Consider the following 23,019-nt stretch of genomic DNA (forward strand, 5'->3'; position numbering starts at 1 on the left):
TCGTGAAAGGCCAATGCACATGCCGACCCATCAACTCCTCAACGGTCTGTCCGGCAACCTCCAATCGAGTACCACCTGGGCACAGCAGCAGGCGCTGGACCTGATCCAGCGCAATGTTGTGCAAGCCATGAGCAGCCTGACCGCGCAAGAACAAGCGCTTTACCTGAAATTGCAACGAGAGGCCCAGCAGGCGCTCACCGCGCTCGACCGTGCAAAAAATGCGCTGGTCCAGGCCTTCAAGACCCAGGGGCTTGCGCAATTGCGCGACAAGCTGGAGGGCCGGGACCCAGAGCAGTACCGGATCTACACCACCTACCTGGAGAAACGCGAGCAACCGTTTCCCTGGGACCCGCCGCCTCGCCAGCGTGACGATCGACCGCGCCGCGCCTATGACGAATGGCAGTTCACCCTGCACACCAAGGACATGACGCTCTGGGAGGCAGCCTGCCTGAATTTCGGGTTTACCCATTCGATCATCCAGGACTCCGGCTTCAGCCAGGTCGAGGCCAGTGAAATTGTCGGCCCTGGCCCGCCTCTCGACACCTTGAGGTTTATCAACACGGCCCGAGCGTTGAACCTCGGTGGTCAACTGCGGGTGCGCACCGATGCGGCACTTGGGGAAAACGGCCGATTGCGCAACCTGTTCGCCACCGCCGCAAAAGCCACGTTGCAGTTTGACCTGCTGGAGTCCTGGCGCCTGCGTGCCACCACCGGGCTCACCCAGCCAGTGTATGACGCCTTGCGCGCCAGCCTCACCGAGAGGGGGCCGTCACTGGCATTCGACACCCTGGGCCTGACCTCGGGCCTGACGCTTATCGTGTCCGTCCCGTTCGTGCCCTGGGAAAACGTGATCCCGCTACCACTGCTGCTGATTCGCGTCGCCAGCCTCGGGGTAGTGACGTATTTCCCCCAGCGCCCCGGCGGTGCCTTCCGTTATCACATCGACGCCCAGGCTGGCGAAGCCGACCTGCGCCAGCAACTCAAGGACAGCCAGCAACAACAGGACCTCGGTTGGTTTTCCCGGCAGTTGCCCTTGATCGGCCTGTCGGTCTTCACCTCGCTCCTGAACCAGGAGCCACGCCCGGAAGGCCTGAACTGGCTGGCAGGACCGTTGTACGACGGGTTTCACACAGCTTTTGCACCACGGACCCTGGACACTGTGCGCTTCGCCGCCGACGCCAAGACCGGCCGCCCGTTATCACTGGTCGACGCATTCACCCGTCGCCTGATCCAGCGTTACCAGTCGGACCTCACCACCCTCGCCACCGAGCGCTCCGAAGCTGACTGGCGGGCGCTCAAGGACGCCGTGGCGGCCGTCGCCGGGGAAGTCCTGCACCTGCTGCTGACCCCCATGCCCGGCGGTGTCAGCGGCATGAATCGGATCATGCAACTGACCGTACTGGGCAGCATGACTTACAGCCTGGCCCAGGGCCTGGACGATGCGTCCAAAGGCCAGGCCAACAGCTTCGCCTCCGCCCTGGCGGACTTGGCCGACCTCGCCATCAGCGGCCGCTTGATGAGTGTCGCCGGCCGCGCTCATCGCCTGCGCATGCTCAATTACCTGGAGACACTCGGTAACCCGCGCAAGGTGATCCGTCCCGACGGCACCGAGGAGCTATGGAAACCCGACGCTTCGCCCTATGCCTACTCACGGCAGAACCTGCTCGATGGGCGGACCGCTGACGCGCTGGGCATCTACACCCTGGACGGCAAGACCTACGCCAAACTGCGCGAGGGCGCCCAGACCCTGGTGGTAGAAGTCCGTCGCGACCCGCACAGCATGCGCTACACCCTCAAGCACGGGACCGGTGCCAGTTACACGCCGCCCATCCTCTTCGAGCCGGCCTTGCAGGCCTGGGTGTTCGACCTGAAAAACGCCCACACCTTATCCGACGTACAACTGCTGCAACGCATGCTGCCCAATGGTTCCTCCATCACCCCGGATGTCGACCTGGAATTGATGCTGCGCAGCACCTCGACCACCCGCACCGCCCTGGACGCGGTCTGGAGCGAGCAGGCGGCCCCGCTGAACCTGATCGAAGGCGTGCGGCGCCTGCAGGCCGACCAGGTCATTCAACAGATCATCGAGCGCTTCGACGAGCCGGGCTACCTGCCGCCCCATGGCGACAGCCTGGTGTTTTGCCTGTTGACGCAACTGCCCGGCTGGCCGGCCGACACGCTGCTGAGCGTGCGGGATGAGCACGGCGTATTGATCGAGACCTACAGCCCGTCCGTCCTGCCCTCGCCCACCTCGCCTACGGTGTACCTCACCCGCCAGGAGGATGGCCGCTACGGTGACGCGGACAACCAGCGCCTGCCGCCCGGCACGGTAGACCCGCTGCTGCGCTTGATCATGCGGCAACAGCCGGGCGCGTCGAGCCTGGGCAAGGACGGCGGGGTCACGCATAGCGAAGAGCAGCGCCTCAGTCACTTGCGTCGCCAGGTCGCGCAACTGGCCGCCCGCGAGCGCATTACGCTGTTCAACGCCGTGGTCAACTACGCCGGTTACGAAAAAACCGAGCTCATCCCTCCCCTCGGCGCTCGCCGTTTTTTGCCGCTCAAGGCTGCGCCACCACTGGTGACAGTCACCCCGTTGTTGAAAAAACTACGCGACCTGAACCAACCATTGTCCACCGCCAACCTCAAGCGCCTGCTGGAGCAAGAACCCCTGACGCCGCGCCAGCAACAGGACTACCTGCAACACGGCACCCTGCCGCTGACGTTTCGCGACCTGCTGGATCACCAACGCACCGCGCTGCGCATCGACGCGGTGATCGACGGCCTGTACCACCCCCGTGAGTTCACTGAAGACATCGATCAATGGGCACGGGAATTCGCCTCGGCGCTGGTGCGCCACACGCTCAAGCGCCCCTTTGTCGTCAATGATGTGGCGAGCGGCGAACTCTACGCATCTACCGGCCCCGACGATCCCACCGTCGCGCTGCGTCACTACGGCGGTGGCGACTACAGGGCCTACGATATGCGCAACGGCGGCGAAATCCCGGTGTCGCCCCCGGTCGACAGTTTTTACCTGGCGATCGGTTCGGTGCTGCAGCCCCACGAACATCGATTGCTGGGCATGAGCAGCGCTGACGACGCCAAGGGTTTGCGCAAGACACTGGGCGACTACATGAGTACCCAGCGCAGCCCCGAGGGGTTCGTCAGCCTGGTCAACGGCTCCCTGGTGCAGTACGAACAACAACTGGTGCTACCGCTCGGCCTGACGCCCAAGGCCGACGGCCCCTTCGAGTTCAACGCCCGGCATTACTTGCCACTGCAGGGCTCCTTGTATCGGATCGCCTTCGATAAAGACCTGCTCAAGTGGCGCCTGGTCCACCCGCAAAAAATCGGAGTCAACACCCCCACCCTTGAGCACAACGGTGACGGGGCCTGGCGCTTATCCAGCGAAAACCCGATGACCTGGGACAACCACCGCCTGCTTTACCGTCTGGGCAATCACCGTTATGCCTTCACCAAGGACATGGCCGGCAAGATCATGGCCTTGACCGATACCTCGCCAGAAGTGCTGCGCCAGGTCCACCGTTCGGGGCGGGCCGCGCCACCGTTGCTGGCCGACACCTGCAAACGCTTCAAGATCGATGAGGAGATCCAGCTGTTTCTCAAGGCGATACGCATCGACCCCGCCGCAAAGACAGCACGCCCGGAAATCCAATTGCTGGCACTGATCGGGTTACGTGGCTGGCCCTCCGACCATGTGCTGCAAATTGTCGACGAGCAGCAACGCGTGCTGAAGCAATACCCCGACACTGCACCGGCCACGGCGCGCAGGATCACGGTGACGGAACAGGACTACCTCGACGGAAAATTGCTTGGCGCCGTGATCAAGAACGATCACGTTTGCCAGGGATTGCTGGCCGAAACGCCCGCCACCGACGACGAACGCTTGTTCAAACTGGTGACCAAAATCGTTGCGTACACTGAGCAAGAACGCATGGGCTTTTTAGATTCAATCTACGCAAGCAGCGAACGCAATGGCTCCGCGCAAGAAAAACGCTTCAAGGCCAAACACCCGAACCTGCCCACCAGTACCGTCAAGGCGATCCTCAGCCACGCGTCGCCACGGGAACTCAAGCAGCTGAATGAAAACAACCAGGTGGGCCTGCGTCTCACGGAGCAGGCACGCCTGTCCAGTCACGACCTGCGGTTGAACCGCGCGTACGAGGGGTTGTACCTGCCGTCCTGCGCCAACCCGGACAGCGACAAGATCGCCCTGTACCTGCTCAAGTTCCTGCCCGACTGGCCACGGGCAATGCGCGTCGATATCCATCAAGGCGACCCTCACGGGAGGTTGCTGGAAAGCGCGGGGCACCTGGACGGCGCGGTGCGTCGTCTGCTGGCCAGGACCGACCGTGGATATCAGGCCTACGATGCCGCAGGCAGGCCGATGGGCAGCGCCTCGAACAGGCTGTTGCCCGCGCTGGTGACATTGCTGTCTGCCAGCGAACAGGCAAGCCTGGGCATCACCGACACTGAAGACTTGTCCACCTTGCGCGAACAGCTGGTAGCCCTGGCCCTCGGACGCCGGATGGACATCAAAGGCGTGCTGGGCCTGCCCCACCTGCAACCCTGGATGCAGCCCCCCCTGCGGGTCGACCGATCATTCCTGGCCTACCCGATCTGGCAATGGCACTGGCCGTTCGGTGCCAATCGTCCACTCGACCTGGTGTCCAAGGTGCAAGAGCTGTACCCCAGCTTCAGCAGCAGCGATGCCCAGCGGTTTATCGGCTCACTGAATACGAGCGAGCCCCTCGCGATGATCGAACTGGACCGGCGCCAGGCCGAATACAGCGCCATGGACACAGAACTGACACGCTGGTCCGACACCTACCAGGCGATGGACGACCCCGACAACGACCCCCTCGGTCAGCACCTGGGCCGCCGCCGCTTCGTGGCCAACCAATTGCGCCGCGCCTGGCGACGGGAAGAGCCACGGCGCTATATCACCGGCTTGTTCCATGTGCATTCACTGGCGCTGCAGCTGGACGACATCAACCTGCCCCCGGCCTCGTTCATCGCCAGCCTCACAGGGTTCGAACACATCGAACACCTGAAGATTTCGGGCAACGCCTTCCCGGACAGCGGCGACGCCTTCCTGGGCAAGTTCTCCGGGCTCAATTCCCTGGAGATCGACTGCAGCCTGAACGTTTTACCCCAAGCCATCACCGTCATGACACAGCTGACCCACCTGAACCTGTCCCGCAACGGCTTGGTCCTGACCGACGAAGCGTCGGCACGCTTGGCCAACATGGTCGGTTTGACGCATCTCGACCTGAGCAATAACGCACTGGGCAACACGCCGGACGTAAGCCGGCTCAACCAACTGACCTACCTGAACCTGCGCAATACCCAGATCAGCCAGTGGCCCACGGGTACCTGGGAATTACCCGGCCTGCTGACCCTGCACCTGGAGGACAACTTGATCAGCAGCATTCCCGAACAGGTGTTGACCGACACGCGACTGGCAACGACCAACCGCAACACCTTCTTGCACAGCAACCCCTTATCAGGCACGGCGCGTCAGCAGATTGCCGACTACCGACGTCGCAACGGCATTGACCTGGGCGGCGCCCTCGGTGGCCTGCGCCATATTCCAGGGGTCGATGACGAACTCAACCAGTGGCTGGACGGGGTGCCCGGCAGCGAGTACCCCGAGCGCAAGTTGCTGTGGGAGAGTTTGCTGCTCAGTGAGGAGACGCGCCCGGATGACGCATTCCAGGTCCTTCGAGACCTGACCCAAACCTACGCCTACGTCGGGTCGAGGGTATCCAGGGAAGCGCTGACCACCCGCGTATGGACGTTGCTGTTGGCGATGGGGGAATCGACAGAGTTACGTAACAACGTATTCCTCAATACCTATGGTTCGGGGGATTGCGGCGACAGTGCCCTGCTGGCCTTCACCAAAATGGAGCTGGAACACCGGATTCACCAGGCCAAGAACAAGCCTCGCACCTACGAAAGCGACCGGGAGCTGATTGCCTTGTCCACCGGGCGTTTTTATCTGAACCAACTGGACCATATTTCCGACAACTTCATCCGGCAACGGGAACTGGCCAACCTGGAGGTCGATCCGGCCGAGGTCTGCATTTACTTTCGCGCCCAAATGGCCGCGGAGTTCGATCTGCCGTTCTACCCGCTGGAGTTGCTGTATACCGTCGAGCGCTACGTGACCGACGCGGTACTCGATGATGCCCGCGTCCAACTGCGTCGGCTGGGTCAAAGCCCGGCCTTGCAAGAGTGGCTGTTGACGGAAGGGTTCTGGATCGAGTACCTGGCAAGGAGTCACCCGGAGCCCTTTTCCACCATCAAGGACCGTACTCAATACAAAGTGAGGTTGCTGGAACGAGAGCTGCCCAACAAAACCTCCGACGAATATCTGGAGCGGCGCCAGTCATTGGTCGATTGGGAGAAGGATGAACATGACCTTCTGGTGCGACAGCTGACCGTCGCCACACAGGCCGCCTTGCAACACGCCTGAGTCGGCACCCTGGAGCCTGCTGAAACCGCAAGCTCCAGGGTGTTGGCCATCAAACCGAGTGGGGGGCCCGTTGCCCGACGTCAGTCGGCTGCAACTTGAACACGTAGAACAGTACCGTCAGCAGCACCAGGAATACCGGGCCTACGTACAGCGCGATACGGGTATCCGGGAAGTACGCCATCAGGCCCACCACCAGCACCAGGAACGCCAAGGCCAGGTACGAACTGACCGGGTACAGCCACATGCGGTACTTGAGGCCGGCACGTTCGGCCGGGCTCAGGCCCTGGCGAAACTTGAGCTGCGCCAGCAAGATCATCACCCAGGTCCAGATTGCGCCGAAGGTGGCAATCGAGGTCACCCAGACAAAGACTTTTTCCGGCACCAGGTAGTTGAGCAACACGCCCAGCAGCAACGCAAAAATCGACAACAGCAGCGCCTTGCGCGGCACGCCGTTACGCGAGGTGGTGCCGAAGGCTGCCGGCGCCTGGCCGTTTTGCGCCAGGCTGTAGAGCATGCGCCCGGTGCTGAAGATGCCACCGTTGCACGACGACAGCGCGGCAGTGATCACCACGAAGTTGATGATGCCTGCGGCAGTCTTGATGCCCAGGCGCTCGAAGGTCATCACGAACGGGCTGCCTTGGGTGCCGATTTCGTTCCACGGGTAGATCGACAGAATGACGAACAACGCACCGACGTAGAACAGCAGGATGCGCCAGAACACCGAGCCAATGGCATTCGGAATGGTCTTCTGCGGGTTCTTCGCTTCACCGGCGGTGAGGCCGATCATTTCCACGCCCAGGTAGGCGAACATCACCATCTGCAGGGACATCAGCACGCCCTGCACGCCGTTGGGCAGGAAGCCGCCGTGCGCCCACAGGTTGGAAATACCCAGCGCGACGCCGTCATTGCCAAAGCCGAACGCGATGATGCCGACACCGCCGATCACCATGGCGATGATGGTGACGATCTTGATCAGCGCGAACCAGAATTCGAACTCACCGAAGGCCTTGACCGCGATCAGGTTGATCGTGCCCATGCTGACCAGGGCCGCCAGGGCCCAGATCCAGCGCGGCACATCGGGGAACCAGACGCCCATGTACACCGCGACGGCGGTGATTTCCGCGACGCAGGTCACCAGCCACAGGAACCAGTAGTTCCAGCCGGTGAGGAAGCCCGCCAACGGGCCAAGGTAGTCCTGCGCGTAACGGCTGAACGAGCCGGCGACAGGGTTGTGCACGGCCATTTCACCCAGCGCGCGCATGATCACCAGGATCGCCAGGCCGCCAATGATGTAGGAAAGCATAATCGCCGGGCCGGCCATTTCAATGGCCTTGGCCGAGCCAAGGAACAGGCCGACGCCGATACAGGCGCCAAGGGCCATCAGGCGAATATGCCGTTCGCCCAGTTCACGTTTCAGCGGGCCGCCCTGAGCGGTCTCGCCATGGGGCAGGTGATTGCCAACTGGCATAGGGGTACAACCTCGTCTTGTTATTGGATATGAGCCACCGAGCGTTCCGCGCGCCTGGCGGGTAAGCCGGGGGCGAACTTCAACCGGGCCTGTTTCGTGGACAGGTACGTCCGACAGGGCACAGCCTGCGGGATCGGCGGGGGTGCAGTATAAAAAGCTGGCACTAGGGTCTTTCACTCTAAAACAGACTAAATTCAGCGATAAATCGGGGTAAATACGCCTTTTACAAGGAAGCATTGCCTGCCTTGACGCATTTAGCAGGGCAGCGAGTATTGCACAGCGAGGGTGTAGCGTCATGTCCCCGCCAACGCCGCAATGACCGCACCGAAGGTTCTGGCGCAACACATTGAGCCCGGCCACCCATGCCTTTTTGGTCGTCAGTAAAAACTCGTCGCCCTTGATCCCAACCCTGGACTTCCAGGAGGACGGCTGGCAGAACCTGTGGATCTGCGCCCCCTGGGCGAGGATTGCCTGCTCGGCGGATGCATACCCGGGGGCATTCGATGCACGGATTCGGGCGTGGACCCGCGGGGTCGAATCCAGGTGGCGCTCGGCGCTCGCCGCACAAATTCTTCACAGCGCATCGCCAGCGACTAAGCTTCACCCAAGTCCGATCAATCTGCGTGAATGGATCAATCGACTATGGGCGCTTTATGGCAAACCGATTCGAAACCCGCTGTGGCTTCCACCGACAGCGCGGATCCACCGCCATTGCCACAAAGCCCCCACTCGCGACGGTTGTGGTGGCGGCTGATGTGGCTGGTGCTGTTGCTCGCGTTGGTGGCCCTGGGGTGGGTCGCCAGCAAGGAAATGCGCACCTCGCGCCTGCAGGCCGAGCACCTGAGCCCGTTCGCCGCACAGCTCAGCTACCGTGTGGAACCTGGCGCCAGCGACGCCATGGTGTACCCGGGCGATGGTCCGTTTGACCAGCGCCTGGGCTATAGCGCCCTCGATGAATTCCTGCCACGCCTGCTCAAGCGCAATTACCTGATCCAGGCGCAGGCGCGTTTTTCCCCGGCACTGATGAACTACACCGAACACGGTTTGTTCGTGCCCTACGCGGAAAAAGTCCAGGCCGGCCTGACCATCACCGATTGCCGTGCCGCACCGCTGTACAGCTTTACCTACCCGCAACAACTGTATGCCAACTTTGCCGCGATCCCGCCGCTGGTGGTGCAGAGCCTGCTGTTTATCGAAGACCGCGACTTGCTGGACACCAGGCAACCCTTCGCCAACCCGGCGGTGGACTGGCCGCGCTTCGCCAAGGCCGCCTGGTCGCAGGTGGCCAAACTCCTGCACTTGCCGGGGCAAACGGCCGGTGGCAGCACCCTGGCCACGCAGTTGGAAAAATACCGCCACTCGCCCGACGGCCTGACCCTGTCCGGTGGCGAGAAAATCCGCCAGATGATTTCCGCCAGCGTCCGCGCCTATCAACCGGGGCCGAACACCCTGGGTAGCCGGCAGAATATCGTGCGCGATTACCTCAACAGCGTGCCGCTGTCGGCGGTGCCAGGCCACGGTGAGGTGCATGGCCTGGCCGAGGGGTTACGCGTGTGGTACGGCGCCGATTTCAACCAGGTCAATGCCCTGCTGGCCGGCAACGCGCCCAAAGACCTGGGCGCAAAGGGCCTGGCACTGCGCGAAGTGCTGTCATTGATGATTGCCCAACGCCGGCCTTCGCACTATTTGACCAAAGGCCGGGAGGAGCTGGCGCAACTGACCGATAGCCATATCCGCCTGCTGGCGCAGAACAACGTGATCGACCCGGCGCTGGCCAAGGCGGCCCTCACCAGCCATGTCACCTACCGCGACTGGCAGCTGCAACCGACGGTGCAGCCGGTGGAAACCAACAAGGCGATCAACGTCGCCCGCAGCCGATTGGCCAATCTGCTCAACCGTCCGTTGTACGATCTTGACCGCCTCGATCTGTCGGCCACCAGCACCCTCAACTACGACTTGCAAACCCAGGCCACCGACTATCTCAAGCACCTGGCAGACCCGACGTTCGCCGCGCAAATGGGCCTGCTCGGCCCGCGCCTGCTCACCCCGCAAAGCACGCCCCAGGTGCGCTACAGCTTCACCCTGTTCGAACTGACGCCCAATGGCGCGCGGGTTCGGGTCCAAACCGACAACACCGACCAGCCCTTCGATATCAACGAAGGCAGCAAACTCGAACTGGGCTCCACCGCCAAGTTGCGGGTGCTCACCACCTACCTGCAAATCATCACCGAGCTGCACGATCGCTATGGCGCACAACCCGCTGCCGATTTGAAGAAAATCGAAGTGCCCGACCAGGATCCGTTGTCGCGCTGGGCGTTGGACTACCTGATCCAGAGCCCCGACCGAGACCTGTCCCGGATGCTCGACGCAGCGCTCGATCGCACCTATTCAGCCAGCCCCGGCGAAGCCTTCTTCACCGGTGGCGGCCTGCACCGCTTCCACAACTTTCGCAATGAAGACAACGGTCGCAGCCCGACCCTGCGCGATGCCCTGCGCGAGTCGATCAACCTGCCGTTCATTCGCCTGATGCGGGACCTGGTGCGCTACACCACCTATTCCGGTGAAGACAACAGCGCGCGGTTGCTCAAGGACGACAGCGACCCGCGTCGCCAGGAATACCTGGCCAAATTCGCCGACCATGAAGGCACCGCGTTCCTGCTCAAGTTCTGGAAAAAGTACCGCAACAAAGACACCCAGGCGCGCCTCGACACGTTCATGGACAGCCTGCACCCCACCGCGATTCGCCTGGCCGCCGTGCACCGTTACCTGCTGCCCCAGGCCAGCCAGGAGAGCTTCAACAGCTTCGTGCGTTCGCACCTCAAGACGCTGAAAACCACCGACAAGCTCACCGATGAACGCCTGGACACGCTGTATAAAAGCTATGGCCCCGGCGCCTACGACCTACCAGACCAGGGCTACATCGCCAAGGTGCACCCGCTGGACCTGTGGCTGCTGGGCTACCTGATCAACCACCCCGACGCGACGTTCACCGAGATGGTCAAAGCCAGTGAATTCGAGCGCCAGGAAGTCTATAGCTGGTTGTTCAAGAGCCGGCACCAGAGCGCACGGGACAGTCGCATCCGCACCATGCTGGAGATCGAAGCCTTCCTCGGTATCCACGAGCGCTGGAAAGCGGTTGGCTACCCCTTCGATCACCTGGTGCCCTCCCTGGCCACCGCCATCGGCAGCTCTGGCGACCGCCCCGCCGCCCTCGCCGAACTCATGGGTATTATCCTCAACGATGGTGTGCGTGTGCCGGCGTTGCGCATCGATAGCCTGCAATTTGCCAGCGGTACGCCTTATGAAACCCGGGTGATCAACGACCCGAACCGTGCCAAGCGCGTGCTGCGCAGCGAAATCGCCACGGCGTTGCGCGGCGCCCTCTCCCAGGTGGTGGACGCCGGCACCGCCAAACGCGTGGCGGGCAGTTTCAAACTGGCCGACGGCACACCCCTGGGCATGGGTGGCAAGACCGGCACGGGCGACAACCGTATCGAAGCCATGGGCGCTGGCGGACGCATCCTCAGTTCCAAATCCATCAACCGCACCGCCACCTTCGTGTTCTACATCGGCGAGCATCATTTCGGCACGCTGACAGCCTTCGTCCCCGGCGCGTCGGCGGAGCATTTCACGTTCACCTCGGCCCTGCCGGTGCAAGTGCTCAAGGGCATGGCGCCGATCCTGACGCCCTATCTGCAACCGGGCACACAGACGCTGTGTGTGGCGCGCTGAAACCGGGGTGGTATTCCTGCACTTTCGACTTTCGAATTGTGGGTTGTCAGGCACGCCAGCAGGCGTGCAACCCGCTATTTTTCAAACTTATTTTCGCCCCCTCGGCTGAATAGACTCAAGGAGTCCCCACTCCCCTATTCAGGTTAGAACCATGCCTACCGAGTCATCCGCCCTGGCGTTCCAGGGCCGTCATTTCGAACTGATCCAGAACGCACTACCCGCCTGGGTCAAGGGCACCACGCTGGCACGCATTCGCGCCCTCAAGCTCAACGGCCTGCAAGCTCCGGCACCGCCCGCCAACGCCTCGCCCGAACTCAAGCGCGCCGTCGCCGACCACTGGCAAGCCCAGGGGCCGCTTGACCGCCGCCTCGGCCCCCTCAACGATTTACGCGCCTTTGCCGAGCCGCTGCTCAAGCGTGCGCTGTTCACGCACTACGGCGAGGTCGATGTGCGCAACACCTGGCTGCGGATCTATGTGAACGCGTCCGGGGCCTGGTGGATGATGAACGTCAAGCGCGGCGTGCACAGCAAGACCCTGTCGCTGCTGGACTTGGCCCTGCACAACTTCGCCGCTGGCGACAGCTTCGTCGACCATGCCTTCATGGGCCCGGAGGACGCCCGCGGCCAGCGCGACATCCTGTCGATCCGTCATCGCTTCAATGGGCAAAAACTGACCGCCGAAGGTTTCAAGACCTTGTGTCGGTCGTTGGACATCGGCCGCCTCTACCAGGCGCGACTAAGAAGCGCCCTGGGCTTCGACCAGCCTGCGTTGGCCGGCACTGTGCGCCACGAAGTGGTCAGCCAGCTCAAGGCGGACTTGCGCAGCAGCGCCCACCTTGGCCTGCACCACGGGCACCTGCCAAGTGACGCCTGTCAGGCGGTGCTCGATTTTATCAACGGTCCGCTGGGCCTCACATTGGATGGCCGCACACTGCGCTGCTACACCCTGAGCCTTGCAGGCTGCCAACTGGCCGAGATCCTGCTGTTCGCCACACCGCCGGAGCAACGTGCCGCCAGTGGCCGTCTTATTGCCTGGGTGCCCCAAGACCCCGAGCACCCCCTCAAGCAATACCCCTCGCCGTTGGCGTTTGTCGCGCAACTGACGCGCCAGTTGCACAGCGGCACCGACTATCAGGCGTTCTTCAGCCAGTTCGTGGCACACGCTCAACGCGGCAGCTTTTTCGCCCAGGTAAGGTCCCGTGCCCAACTCCCGATCAGCCTGCTGGACATTACCCAGGATCACCCCAACCGCGCCGCCGAACCGGCGCAGGACAATGCCTGGCACTACCTGTACAGGACCAAGCTGAACAAACTGGTGAATGACGCCCGCGAGCTGGCGGTGTCCACGGCCTATGTCGACCAACTGGCCCGTTGGGCCTGGTGGGACAACCTGGAGCAGATGCTCTCGGATGTGCTGAATGCGGCCTTGCTGGTGGTCACGCCCTTTGTGCCCGTGGTGGGGCAACTGATGCTGGCCTACAGCGTTTATCAACTGTGCGACGACGTCTTCGAAGGCATCGTCGACTGGGCCCAGGGGCACGCCGAAGAAGCCGGCGAGCACGTGCTGGGGGTCGCGGAAAACCTGATCCAGGTCGCCCTGTTCGCCGGCGCCGTGAAAATCGGCGAAGTGGCGCGTCTCAAACTGTCGTCGTTTGTCGAAGGCTTGCACCCGGTACAACGGGGCGACGGCCCGCTCAAGCTGTGGAACCCGGACCTCGCCCCTTACGCTCAGGAACGCGTCGACCAGGGCAAGCCCCTGGTACCGCTGGACGACCGGTATTTCGAAGTACGCCACGAGCCCGATTTGGACCAACACCGCATCGTGCATCCGTCCCGCGCCGACGCTTATCACCCCCAGGTCTTTTTCAATGGCGACGGTGCATTCGTTCACGAGGGCGAAGTACCGCAAAGCTGGGACAGCCAGACCCTGATGCGCCGTCTTGGTCCTCGCGTGCAGGGCTTCACCGACCAGCAATTGGAGCACGTGCGGATCGCCAGCGGCACCGATGAAGGTGTGCTACGCAACATGTATCGCTACAACGAACCCATGCCGCCACTGTTGGCCACCAGCCTCAGACGCCTGGAAGCCCAAACCTACCCCGAAGCGGCAAGCCGCAAGATTCGCGCGGGTCAGGCGCTGGCCCTGGAGCCACCCTCCGACTGGTTCCCGCAAACCGTCACGGAACTGCCCGGCTGGCCCGAGGACAAGGCACTTGAAGTGTTCCTCCAGACGGATATGTCAGGGTCGTCCCATCGGTTCGGCAACCCCGAGGCCGCACCCGCCGACACGTTGAGCCTGAGCCTGGCTCAAGCGCTGTCGGGAACATTTCCAGATCACGTGCTGGGGTTTCTCGACGAAGCAGCGATACGCAGCTTGCTCGGCGGCGATGTCCCCGCCAACCAACGTGTACAAGCCCTGCGTAACCAACTGGCCGACCGTGTGCTCTTGGGGGCACCCGACATCGCCAGCAAGGTGTACCAGACCTGGGAACAGCATGACGCCCCCGGCCTGTCGACCCTGCGCCAACCCTTTGCGCACCTGGATACCCGCACCGCGAGTACCTTGCTCGACAGCGCCACGGAACAGGAGCGCCAGGCGCTCAATCAACACCGACTGCCCCTGCGCCTGCGCAACCAGGCCCGCGAACTGGACTTCGCCGCTCGTTCGGTGCAGGCCTTCGAAGGCTTCGACCAACCCTCACCGCTGCCGTTGGACACGGAAAGGCTGGCGCTCAATACCTTGAAACTCCACAGCGACACCTTTGCCCACGTGCGGATCGAAATCCGCGAACAGTCCGCCACCGGCAACGTGCTGTGCGAAGCTGGACCAGCGAACGCCAGTACCACACGCGTACTGGTGCGCAACACTCAGGGTTATCAAGTGCACGGCCCGGCAACCACACCGCCGTCGCCGCCCACCGACCTGTACCGGGCGATTGTGCAGGCCCTGCCTGCCGACCGGCGTGACGCCCTGGGTGTTCAGGCGGGCGAAGGCGCCGCGCTCCGGCAGTGGCTCAAGCAGCGCGTGGCGTCCCTGGCCGAGCGGCGCAAAGTCCTTGCCGAACCGCCGGTACCGGTCATCCAGAGCCGCGAAACCAGCCGCCTGCTGGGTGGCCCTGTGCTCAGCCGCAGCGCCACCTCACCCTCCCGAACCCAGGCCGAGCACGCACGGCAAACCTTGCAACTGTTGTTTCCGCGCTTGAGCGAAGCGCGCTTGAACCGCTTCCTAGAGGAAATCCCCGACACCCAATTGCGTAAAACGCTGAACGTTCTGGTACTGGAAAAACAGCAACTGCATACCGACCTGCTGGAATGGCAGAACGCGGTCATCCTCAGCCTCCGGGACGCGGCCCATGAACAGCAAGTGCGTGCCTCCAGAAGGCAAGTGGCGCGGATGCTCGAACGCTGCTGGAGTGACCGCTTCGCCGAGCACACCGACGGCTGGGGACACATCCAGCAAGGTGCTTCCCTAAACCTGCGGAGCATCCCCATGCCGCCCAGGCTGCCCACCTTGAGCGCCAGTTTCGAACACGTGACCTCCCTGGATGCCAGCGTGTGCAACTTCGGCGACGCCCACAGTGATTTCCTCAAACACTTCCCCTCGTTGCGCGCGCTCAACCTGGCCGACAACCGCCTCACGCAGGTTCCCAAAGGGCTGGAACAAATGCGTTTTCTCAGAATGCTGAAACTGGCCGGCAACCGCCTGGAGCTGGCGGCCGACGAGGTGGCACGGCTGAAAAAACTGCGCGCACTCAACAGCCTCGACCTGAGCAACAACCCGCTGACGCGGGCGCCGGACATCACCTGGATGCCGGGCCTGCGCTTGCTGTCCCTCAGCGGCACACCGCTCGAGACCTGGCCCGAAGGACTGTTCGCGCACCCACGCGACGACGCGTTTGTACTCGACCTGCGCGGTACCCGGATCAGCCGTATTCCCAATGTTGAGACGGGCTCCACGCGGGCCAGGGTTGTGGCCCGCACACGCCTGGACCGGCGCACCCTGATCGACGAGCAACGCGCACGTTATGAAGATTTGCGCGTGGCTGCGGGCCTCGATCCCAACCGCACGTACGAGCCCGTTGGCCACAACGATTTCTGGATGCAAGGACTTGAAGGCGAAGACCGCCAGAGCGCCGAATATTTATGGCAAGCGGTGGAGCAGGAGCAGGGTTCCCAGGGCTTCTTCGAAGTCATCGACGCTTTGGTGATCGAGAATGTTTTTGAAACCGATGCCGACCGCCAACGCTTCAGCGTCAACCGCCCGCTGTTGACGCAGCAGGTCTGGCGCCTGCTGTGGGCAGCGCACGAGGATACCGAGTTGCGTGAGCGCCTGTTCAAGATGGCCAGCTTTCCCGGCCTGTGCCCGGATGCCGGCGCACAGATTTTCAATGAGATGGGGGTTGAGGTCATGGTCAGCGAGATCCAGCATAACGCCACCAACCCTGCCGAACACGAAGGCCACCTGGTCACCCTGGCCAAAGGCAGCGCGCGCCTCAAGCAACTGGCCAAGGTCGTCGGCCAGGAAGTCGCCCGGCGTCTGCGACCGGTGCAGGACGGCGGCGAGGGGTTGCGGCTGCGCTCGGATGTGCGCGATGGCGAGCCCGGCGAGGTCGATGAAGTTGATATTCACCTGGCCTATCAAACCGCCCTCGCCACCCGACTGGACCTGCCCTGGCTGAGTGATCACATGCTTTATCGGATCAACGCGGATGTGGGCCCCACACAGATTGAGCAAGCCCATGCCACGGTGCTGGAGTTGGGCATGGGAGACGGGTTGGTCAACCAGATGCTGCTCGAACCCTGGTGGGAGCAGCACCTGCGCGACGCTTATGACAGTGAATATCGCGACAACGAGCGTGCCTATGGCGAACGCTTCCTGGCCCTGGACGATCTGCACGCACTACAGGTGCAATGGGCGCGGGCCGATGCGCCGGCACGCGAACGCTTGAGGGCACCACTCATGGCCCTGGCCGACGCGGTGCAGGTGCCCGAAAGCGTGGTGTTCTCCGACGAGCCCATGAGCGACGAGCTGTACAATCGCTTGCTCAACGACTTGGGCTACAGCCAACAGGAATGGATGCGCCGCCTGACACGCAGGGCGCTTGATAAGGCAACCGGGCGCAGCAATCGGGCGCAATAAATACGGTTGCCAGTGGCGAGAGAACGCCCCCCTCGCCACTGCCTGGTTTATTGCCCGGCCAACCTATGGTCACGTTCAACGGGATGACCTCGGCCCCGACTCAAGGCGCGAGGAAGTCAAACACGATATGGACCGTGCCGTAATATTCCCCAGGCTTGTAGCCTTCATCGGGCTCGATGGCCGCGATTTCCAGTTCCGCGCGCCGGCCAATTTGGGCCTCGGCAGCGTTGACCACCTCGGTGCTGTCCAGTGTCAGGGGCACCTGATTGAACAACACCCGCAAGTCGATCCGGTATCGTCCATTGAACAGGTAGGGCTCGGCGCCCAAGCGTGCTGCGACCCCGCCAGAGAGGTTTTTCACATCAAAATTCTTGCGCAGGCGACTCAACTGGGAGGTCACCAGGTTCCACGCAAGCTCTTGCTCCTGCCCCATCCAATCGGGCTCCGAAGGCAGCACATAGGCCTCGTGAACCGGAATCGTCACCGAAACATCGAACGCATGACGCTCCTCGATCGCCCTGGCATAACCGGCCGTGAACACCAGCGCCGTCAACACCAGCAGCCTTGTCAGTAGCTTGAACATGCTCATCACCCGTTGCTGTCGACTGTGATCGGCTTTTTCGTCTGCCCTTCAATCATTTGAAAGCCATAGCTGCGCCCGGCCTTTTTCTCGAGCACCAACAGGCGCCCCGGCAGGATGTGGTGCTTGGTGGTCGGCAAGCAGTCGTTTTTTACCGCCGTCGAGCAGTCGCGAAACTCATCCAGCACCACCACGCTGTTGCCGTTGTTACGCAGTTGGTACTGGTTGGCCGTCTCCTTGATTTGCGTGTCGAAACGTGTGTTCTTCGGCCGCACGAAAAACACCGTGCCGTAGCCCGCCATGACGTTGACCCCCGCCGCCAGGTTGTCGGTGTATTCGGCGCGCTCTTCGTCGGTGACGGCAAAGTTGTCGTCCTTTCCCGGCACCACGGGGATGAAGCGCACCCGGAAATAGCGCTCCCTGTCTCGCGCCCCCATGTACAACAGCCGTGTGCCCTGTCGCCCGTTGGCCGGCACGATCAACCGTGCCGGGCTGGCCATCAGGCCATCGCGGTGGGTGGTCTTGCCCTCGTTGTCGGCCATCGATGGTACCGGCACCTCGCGGTGCGTGCCGTCGGCGTCGTAGACGATCTCCAGCACATCGACCCGGATAAAAGCCGTGCTTGTGCCGGTGTTGGACACGCGCTTGAGAAAGGAACTGCGGTCGTGCTCCAGGTAGTCATACACCACCCCGACGTTGATCGCCGGCGCCGCCTGGGCCCCCAGCGCATAAAGGAACATCCCGATCGATAACACTGCATATTTCATGTTTGACTACGCCTCAATGATTGAACACGGCCCGCGCAATGCCGCAGGCCGATACTGCGGATGGCCGTCTAGACCTGCGAATCCCAGACCACGGTCACCACGCCCGAATAGGTGCTTCCCGGTCGCTTGAGCATTTCGCCCATGTCGCCTCGCTGCACCTCGAAGTGCAGGCTGCCCGGCCGGTCGTTCACGTAACGCGACGGTTGGAACAACTCGCTGCCGACGCCATCCAGGCGCAGCGGCAATGTGTTCACCGCTTGCCCGTACTGGTCGACCAGACCGTTGGGCAAGGTCACGGCGACCTGCAGCGGCACTTCATCACCCTCGGCATTGCGCAGGCCGCAGGTGTTGCCCATGACGATCGAGCATTCGAGTTGCATCTTGAAACGCGAGCTGGCGGCGATGCGGAAGGTCTGGTCACGGTACAAGCGTGCCGGTGCGCGCCCGTGGTTGAGCCAGGCCTGCCAGCCACCCTGGGGGATCAACTCGACGCGGTTGCCGCCGGGCGGGATGTCGATTTTGAGGGCGTGTTCCACCGACAGCTGGAAATTGAAGGTGGCGACAGGATCGCTAGGTTGCATCACGTCGCCGAAATCGAAATCACCACCGGGCGCCATGGTGTAGGTAAGGCTGCCGGTGTATTCACCGGCAGACATGGTGAGTGGGTTCGGAGTCCTGAGCTCATAGGCATACTCAAACGTGCTGTAAGTCATCCAGGGAATGTCGTCCCCGGCGATTACACTGCAGGCCCCGGCATTTTCGGGAACTATCCAGAAGAACAGCGCAAAACTCGCCCCAGCCGCCAAGTAATTCACCCCTTGGCAAGGTGCCGGGCCATTGCGCCAGGGCGTCGACCAGGCCGTACTTGGCGTTTTCCATGCGCTGACACCCGGTGGGTAAGCGACGTTCCAACGGGCTCCCACGCCGGCAATGCGCATTTGAACCGTCTCGGTTTCTCCAGTCGAACGATGGGTGACTTGAAAATCGCGCCATGTCGAAGGCACCTTGAAATAGGCACCTTTACGAGGGTCATCGGCGTTGGCTGCAATCGGCTGGTTGGACGACGCCAACGGAAAGCTCCTGCGAATAGTGAAAATATTCATCGCCTTGCATCTCGCGGGAATATGCCCGGGGCAAATCCCGCTTTGCGGCGTGGTGTTCTCGAACTTGTTGACCATCGGGTTGCCCGGATCGGGGCGGAACACGGCGGTAATATCCTCGACAAATGCCTGCGCCGGCGTACTGAACAGGCCCATGAGCAGGACCCAGGCGCGACACGATCCCAAGGCAATTCTGGTTACGGCAACTGACTTCATACATTCTCCGGTTCAAAGGTGCGGGCAGCCGTCAGCCAGCAGTTCCTGCGTTGAAGTGGGTGTCGGCGAGCGAGTCGGGCGTGCAGCGCAGGTCGCCGATCATCAGCACATCGCTCTCCTTCGGCGCGCTGGCCGGGTCGAGGCGGAACTGGCAGAGCAACTGGTTCTGGTAGCGCACTTCCAGGGTCGGTGAACTGGCGCTCATTTCCATCGAGAAGAACCCGTCTACCTCGCTGACCCCACGGCTGGCGTGGTTGATCACGTGATGGCCCTTGAGCGGCCGACCCTGGGCGTCGAGCAGGCGCCCCAGCACCGACACGGTTTTCATCACCGTGACCTTGCGGTAGTCCACCCCACCCTTGTTCAGGTGATAGCGGGTACGCGTCGGCTGGATGTTGGCCGCGGGCGGATGGTTACCCTCGAAGTCGAAGTTGACGGTGCTGCTCTTGTAGGCCGTCAGTGGCACAAAGTTGCGACCGGGGCGCAGCACTGCGCCACCACCACTGAAGTCGTCGGCACGCAGGGTAATGGCGTCGAGATCGGTCTCGACATCGATGATCATTCCCGCGCCCGTGCCGTGGTACTGGCTGGTCAGCAACGCCTTGTCGGCGCCCGCCACAAACGTGCTGTTGAGGTTCAAGCCGCCAGTGAATTGGTTGTTGAACGAGCTGCGCTGCAGGAAGCCGTCACCGCTGACCTTATCCGTCGTGAAGCTGGCCGTGCCCGACAAGCCAACACCGTAGGTATCGGTGAGGGCGGTGGCCGAGACGCTTTGCAGCACGTGGTCAGTGAGGTCCTGCCGATAGGTGACCGAAGCATTGTTGTCGCGGCCGCCATCACGGGCGGTGCGGGTGCCGACACTGCCGGACACTTGGCGGCCGTCGATGCCCAGGGCCAGGCTCAAGGTGATATCGATGCCGCGGTTGCGTTCATCGTCGGTGCCGTTGGTACCCGGCCGATCGAACACCGAGAAGCGCCAATTGGCGTCGTTGCCCAGCAAGGTGCCGCGACGGTTCCAACCCAGGTCCAGGCCGGCGCCCTCGACATTGCCTTCGCTGTGGGACAGGCGCACGTTCCAGGAGTTGAGGGCGTCGAAGCGGTGGTTGACCGACAACGCCGAATTGCTGGTTTCGCCAACAAAGGTATTGCGCCGCAACCGTGTGCCGTCAGGCAGCGTTTCATAGGTATCGCGGGTGTCCAGCCAACTGCGGTTGTGACTGAACACCAGGTTGGTGGCGCCCAACGTGTAGAGCGCCTGCAGGTCCATCCCGGTCCCGTGCTCCTGGGTTTCGTAGAGGTTGGCGTAGAGGCTGGTGTTGTTGGCGACGGTCCAGTCCACCGAACCGCCGTATTGCAGTTGCTCACGTACTTCGCGCACGGACAGGCCGAGAATCACCCGCGGGTGCAGCAGGTAATTGACGGATGCGCCGGCGGTTACCGTCCCGGAGGCCTGCTCGTCCCAGTTACTGAATAATTTGGTCTCCCGACCGGCAAACACGTTGTAGCGCCAACGGTCCTCGGCGTTGCGCCAGTTGCTCGGCTTGTACACCAGTTCCTGGGTGGTGCTGACGGTCATACCGTCTTCCACCAGGCGCACCTCCACTTCATAGATACCGCCAGGCAGCGGGCGCGTGTCCAGCGTTTGCAAGCCGGCCGCCACCGACTGGGTGTTGATCAGCAGGCCGTTGCGGTAAATCTCCACGGCAGCCTGGCGGTTGGCCGTGACGTAGATCGGATAGACACTGGGCTTGGCGTTGTTGATCGCCAGGGTGTCGGAGCTGCCGTACATCACGCCCAGCGCGGTGTCGGGGCTGGCGCCAAAACTGCGCAACTGCCGGGTCAGGCCATCGGAGTTGGGTGTGAAATGACCCAGGCGCAGAAAACGCCCTTCCAGTTCACGCTGGGTGTACAACTCGTGGATCGCATGGCGCAGTTGCTCCTCGTCGCCACTCTGGCGGGCCAGTTGCAGGTTGAACACCTGGCTCCAGTTGCCCAGGCTGGCACTGGCCTGCAAGCCGAAACGCCCGCCCAGGTCTTCGTCCTGGCCGCCATTGAGGTTCAATTGATTGTTGATGATCAAGCCACGGCTGCCGCCCACAGGCTGCGCGTAATAACGCGGGGCGTCGTCGGCGCGCTCGACGTTTTGCGTGATGATCGAAAGCTGCGAGCTCTCGAGGCTGTAATGGGTAGACACCATTTGCTCGGGGCACGCCTGGCTGCAGGCGCCCAGGGCCACGCCCTGTTCAAGGATGGCCTGCCAGGTGTCGCGGGTGGCCATGGGTATCTTGCTGTCACCCACGTCGGTAAATTCAAGCAGGGTTACCCGGTCATCCCGGGACAATACGATCAGCGCCTCGCCGAGCAATTGCTGGTCAAGATCGACCCGCACCGCCAGCGGGACATCGAAGAAGTGATCACTGAACCCGCGGGGCAAGTCTTGGGCCTGGGATATCAGACTGCCAGGGTTCTCGGCACCGGCACTCGGCGCCGCCAGGACGCCTGTACAAACCAGCAGCGCGAGCGCCGCCGCGATGTGAGTCATCGGGAACATGAACTAATACTCTGAATGCCAAATCACAGAATGAAAATTAGGCCGTCGGCGCGCGTTAACGCCGGCCGTCCTGCTGATGCGCTGCCCTCCAGCGCGACGCTGGAGGGCAAGGGGGAACATCAGAGGCTTGGCAGCACCGCGTCGAATATCAACGGAATGACGGTGGTGTAGTGACCGCGCTGAGTTGCCGACGGCTTGGCAGCGACAATACGCAGTTCGGCCCCCAGCCCAGGGGTTGAGTCAGCCTCGTTGACAACTTCCTGGGGCGTACCCGTCAGCACCACGCCGTTCAACGTGGCGGTCAGCGGAATGTTTTGAGCTGCGTCGCCGTTGAACAGTACGGCCGGGCCACCGTCGATGTGGGCGTGAATCGAACCGTTGGTGTTGAGCATGTCGTAAATAGCGGTCAATGGAATCAACTCACCATTGGCCAAGTTGTAAGCCATGACCTCATCCCGGCCCCAGTTCGGGTCACGCGGTTGTACGTGAAACGCTTTGGTAGAGATGAACGTCCTGATATTGACGGTATGGTTGGCTTCACCGGCTGCAAACACCGTAGAGGACAGCGCCAAGGCCGCCAGGGGGGCGGCAATTGCAAATTTCTTGAACATTAGTCGACACCTGTTTTGGCATGGATTTGAATCGCTTTAGCGTTGGGCCAGGGTGCAATCCACGGCACAACTGCGATGGGCATTACATGCTCTTCAATGAATGAAAAGCGCAGCAATGATCAAGCAAATCAACCCACAGGTATGCCCGCCATTTCGCACAGTAGCGTGGCTTAAGTGCATAAGTCCCGAGCGAAAAAGATGGCATTTTGCCAAAACTTTTAAATCAACTGTAAGAATCAACCTACATTCATAAAATCAAAACGAACTCCCGAAAAAATTAGTGTAAGAGTTGTACGACAGAAACAACTAACGTCCATTAAAACGCTTACCGGAAGTTGAGCGTTAACTCTAAATATAT

9 protein-coding genes are annotated in these 23,019 nt (G+C 62.1%); 3 read left to right on the plus strand and 6 right to left on the minus strand.

Annotated elements, in window-relative coordinates; all coding sequences use genetic code 11:
* Nucleotides 1–19: 19 nt before the first annotated feature.
* Complete coding sequence (locus CQ002_RS04765) at nucleotides 20–6,496, plus strand: NEL-type E3 ubiquitin ligase domain-containing protein (RefSeq protein ID WP_105163104.1); 6,477 nt, start codon at nucleotides 20–22, stop codon at nucleotides 6,494–6,496.
* 49 nt (nucleotides 6,497–6,545) lie between these two features.
* Here the strand turns inward: CQ002_RS04765 and CQ002_RS04770 are convergent, their stop codons facing one another.
* The gene (locus tag CQ002_RS04770) at nucleotides 6,546–7,964 is read right to left on the minus strand and encodes an amino acid permease (protein ID WP_098465858.1); all 1,419 of its coding nucleotides are present in this window, start codon (nucleotides 7,962–7,964) and stop codon (nucleotides 6,546–6,548) included.
* A gap of 642 nt (nucleotides 7,965–8,606) precedes the next feature.
* Here CQ002_RS04770 and CQ002_RS04775 point away from each other — a divergent pair.
* Together CQ002_RS04775 and CQ002_RS04780 are read left to right on the plus strand one after the other, a co-directional pair.
* Complete coding sequence (locus CQ002_RS04775) at nucleotides 8,607–11,696, plus strand: transglycosylase domain-containing protein (RefSeq protein WP_105161713.1); 3,090 nt, start codon at nucleotides 8,607–8,609, stop codon at nucleotides 11,694–11,696.
* Nucleotides 11,697–11,847: 151 nt separating this feature from the next.
* A complete protein-coding gene (locus tag CQ002_RS04780) occupies nucleotides 11,848–16,836 on the plus strand; it encodes a dermonecrotic toxin domain-containing protein (RefSeq protein WP_105161712.1) in 4,989 nt (1,662 codons plus the stop codon).
* Nucleotides 16,837–16,936: 100 nt separating this feature from the next.
* On the opposite strand, the gene CQ002_RS04785 is transcribed toward CQ002_RS04780, so the two are convergent.
* From CQ002_RS04785 to CQ002_RS04805, 5 genes are all read right to left on the minus strand, one after another.
* Nucleotides 16,937–17,419, minus strand: a complete 483-nt coding sequence (locus tag CQ002_RS04785) for a CS1 type fimbrial major subunit (protein WP_105163103.1) — start codon at nucleotides 17,417–17,419, stop codon at nucleotides 16,937–16,939.
* 5 nt (nucleotides 17,420–17,424) lie between these two features.
* A complete protein-coding gene (locus CQ002_RS04790) occupies nucleotides 17,425–18,183 on the minus strand; it encodes a pilus assembly protein (RefSeq protein ID WP_105161711.1) in 759 nt (252 codons plus the stop codon).
* Nucleotides 18,184–18,251: 68 nt separating this feature from the next.
* Nucleotides 18,252–19,439, minus strand: coding sequence for a hypothetical protein (locus tag CQ002_RS04795; protein WP_234010395.1), 1,188 nt, complete (start codon nucleotides 19,437–19,439; stop codon nucleotides 18,252–18,254).
* A 91-nt stretch (nucleotides 19,440–19,530) separates the two neighbouring features.
* On the minus strand, nucleotides 19,531–22,050 hold the full coding sequence (locus tag CQ002_RS04800; RefSeq protein ID WP_105161709.1) for a TcfC E-set like domain-containing protein: 2,520 nt from the start codon (nucleotides 22,048–22,050) through the stop codon (nucleotides 19,531–19,533).
* 119 nt (nucleotides 22,051–22,169) lie between these two features.
* Nucleotides 22,170–22,661 carry a CS1 type fimbrial major subunit gene (locus CQ002_RS04805; protein WP_034102365.1) on the minus strand — a complete coding sequence of 164 codons (492 nt, stop codon included), beginning with the start codon at nucleotides 22,659–22,661 and terminating at the stop codon, nucleotides 22,170–22,172.
* Between the last annotated feature and the right edge of the window lie 358 nt (nucleotides 22,662–23,019).

Origin of the sequence: Pseudomonas sp. MYb13, assembly GCF_002980075.1 — a bacterium.
Taxonomy (GTDB): Bacteria; Pseudomonadota; Gammaproteobacteria; order Pseudomonadales; family Pseudomonadaceae; genus Aquipseudomonas; species Aquipseudomonas lurida.

Bases quoted from the DNA above. Each gene is read 5' to 3' on its own strand.
- CQ002_RS04785 (WP_105163103.1), bottom strand. From the start codon at position 17,419: ATGTTCAAGCTACTGACAAGGCTGCTGGTGTTGACGGCGCTGGTGTTC.
- CQ002_RS04770 (WP_098465858.1), bottom strand. From the start codon at position 7,964: ATGCCAGTTGGCAATCACCTGCCCCATGGCGAGACCGCTCAGGGCGGC.
- CQ002_RS04800 (WP_105161709.1), bottom strand. From the start codon at position 22,050: ATGTTCCCGATGACTCACATCGCGGCGGCGCTCGCGCTGCTGGTTTGT.
- CQ002_RS04780 (WP_105161712.1), top strand. From the start codon at position 11,848: ATGCCTACCGAGTCATCCGCCCTGGCGTTCCAGGGCCGTCATTTCGAA.
- CQ002_RS04805 (WP_034102365.1), bottom strand. From the start codon at position 22,661: ATGTTCAAGAAATTTGCAATTGCCGCCCCCCTGGCGGCCTTGGCGCTG.
- CQ002_RS04765 (WP_105163104.1), top strand. From the start codon at position 20: ATGCCGACCCATCAACTCCTCAACGGTCTGTCCGGCAACCTCCAATCG.
- CQ002_RS04790 (WP_105161711.1), bottom strand. From the start codon at position 18,183: ATGAAATATGCAGTGTTATCGATCGGGATGTTCCTTTATGCGCTGGGG.
- CQ002_RS04775 (WP_105161713.1), top strand. From the start codon at position 8,607: ATGGGCGCTTTATGGCAAACCGATTCGAAACCCGCTGTGGCTTCCACC.
- CQ002_RS04795 (WP_234010395.1), bottom strand. From the start codon at position 19,439: ATGGGCCTGTTCAGTACGCCGGCGCAGGCATTTGTCGAGGATATTACC.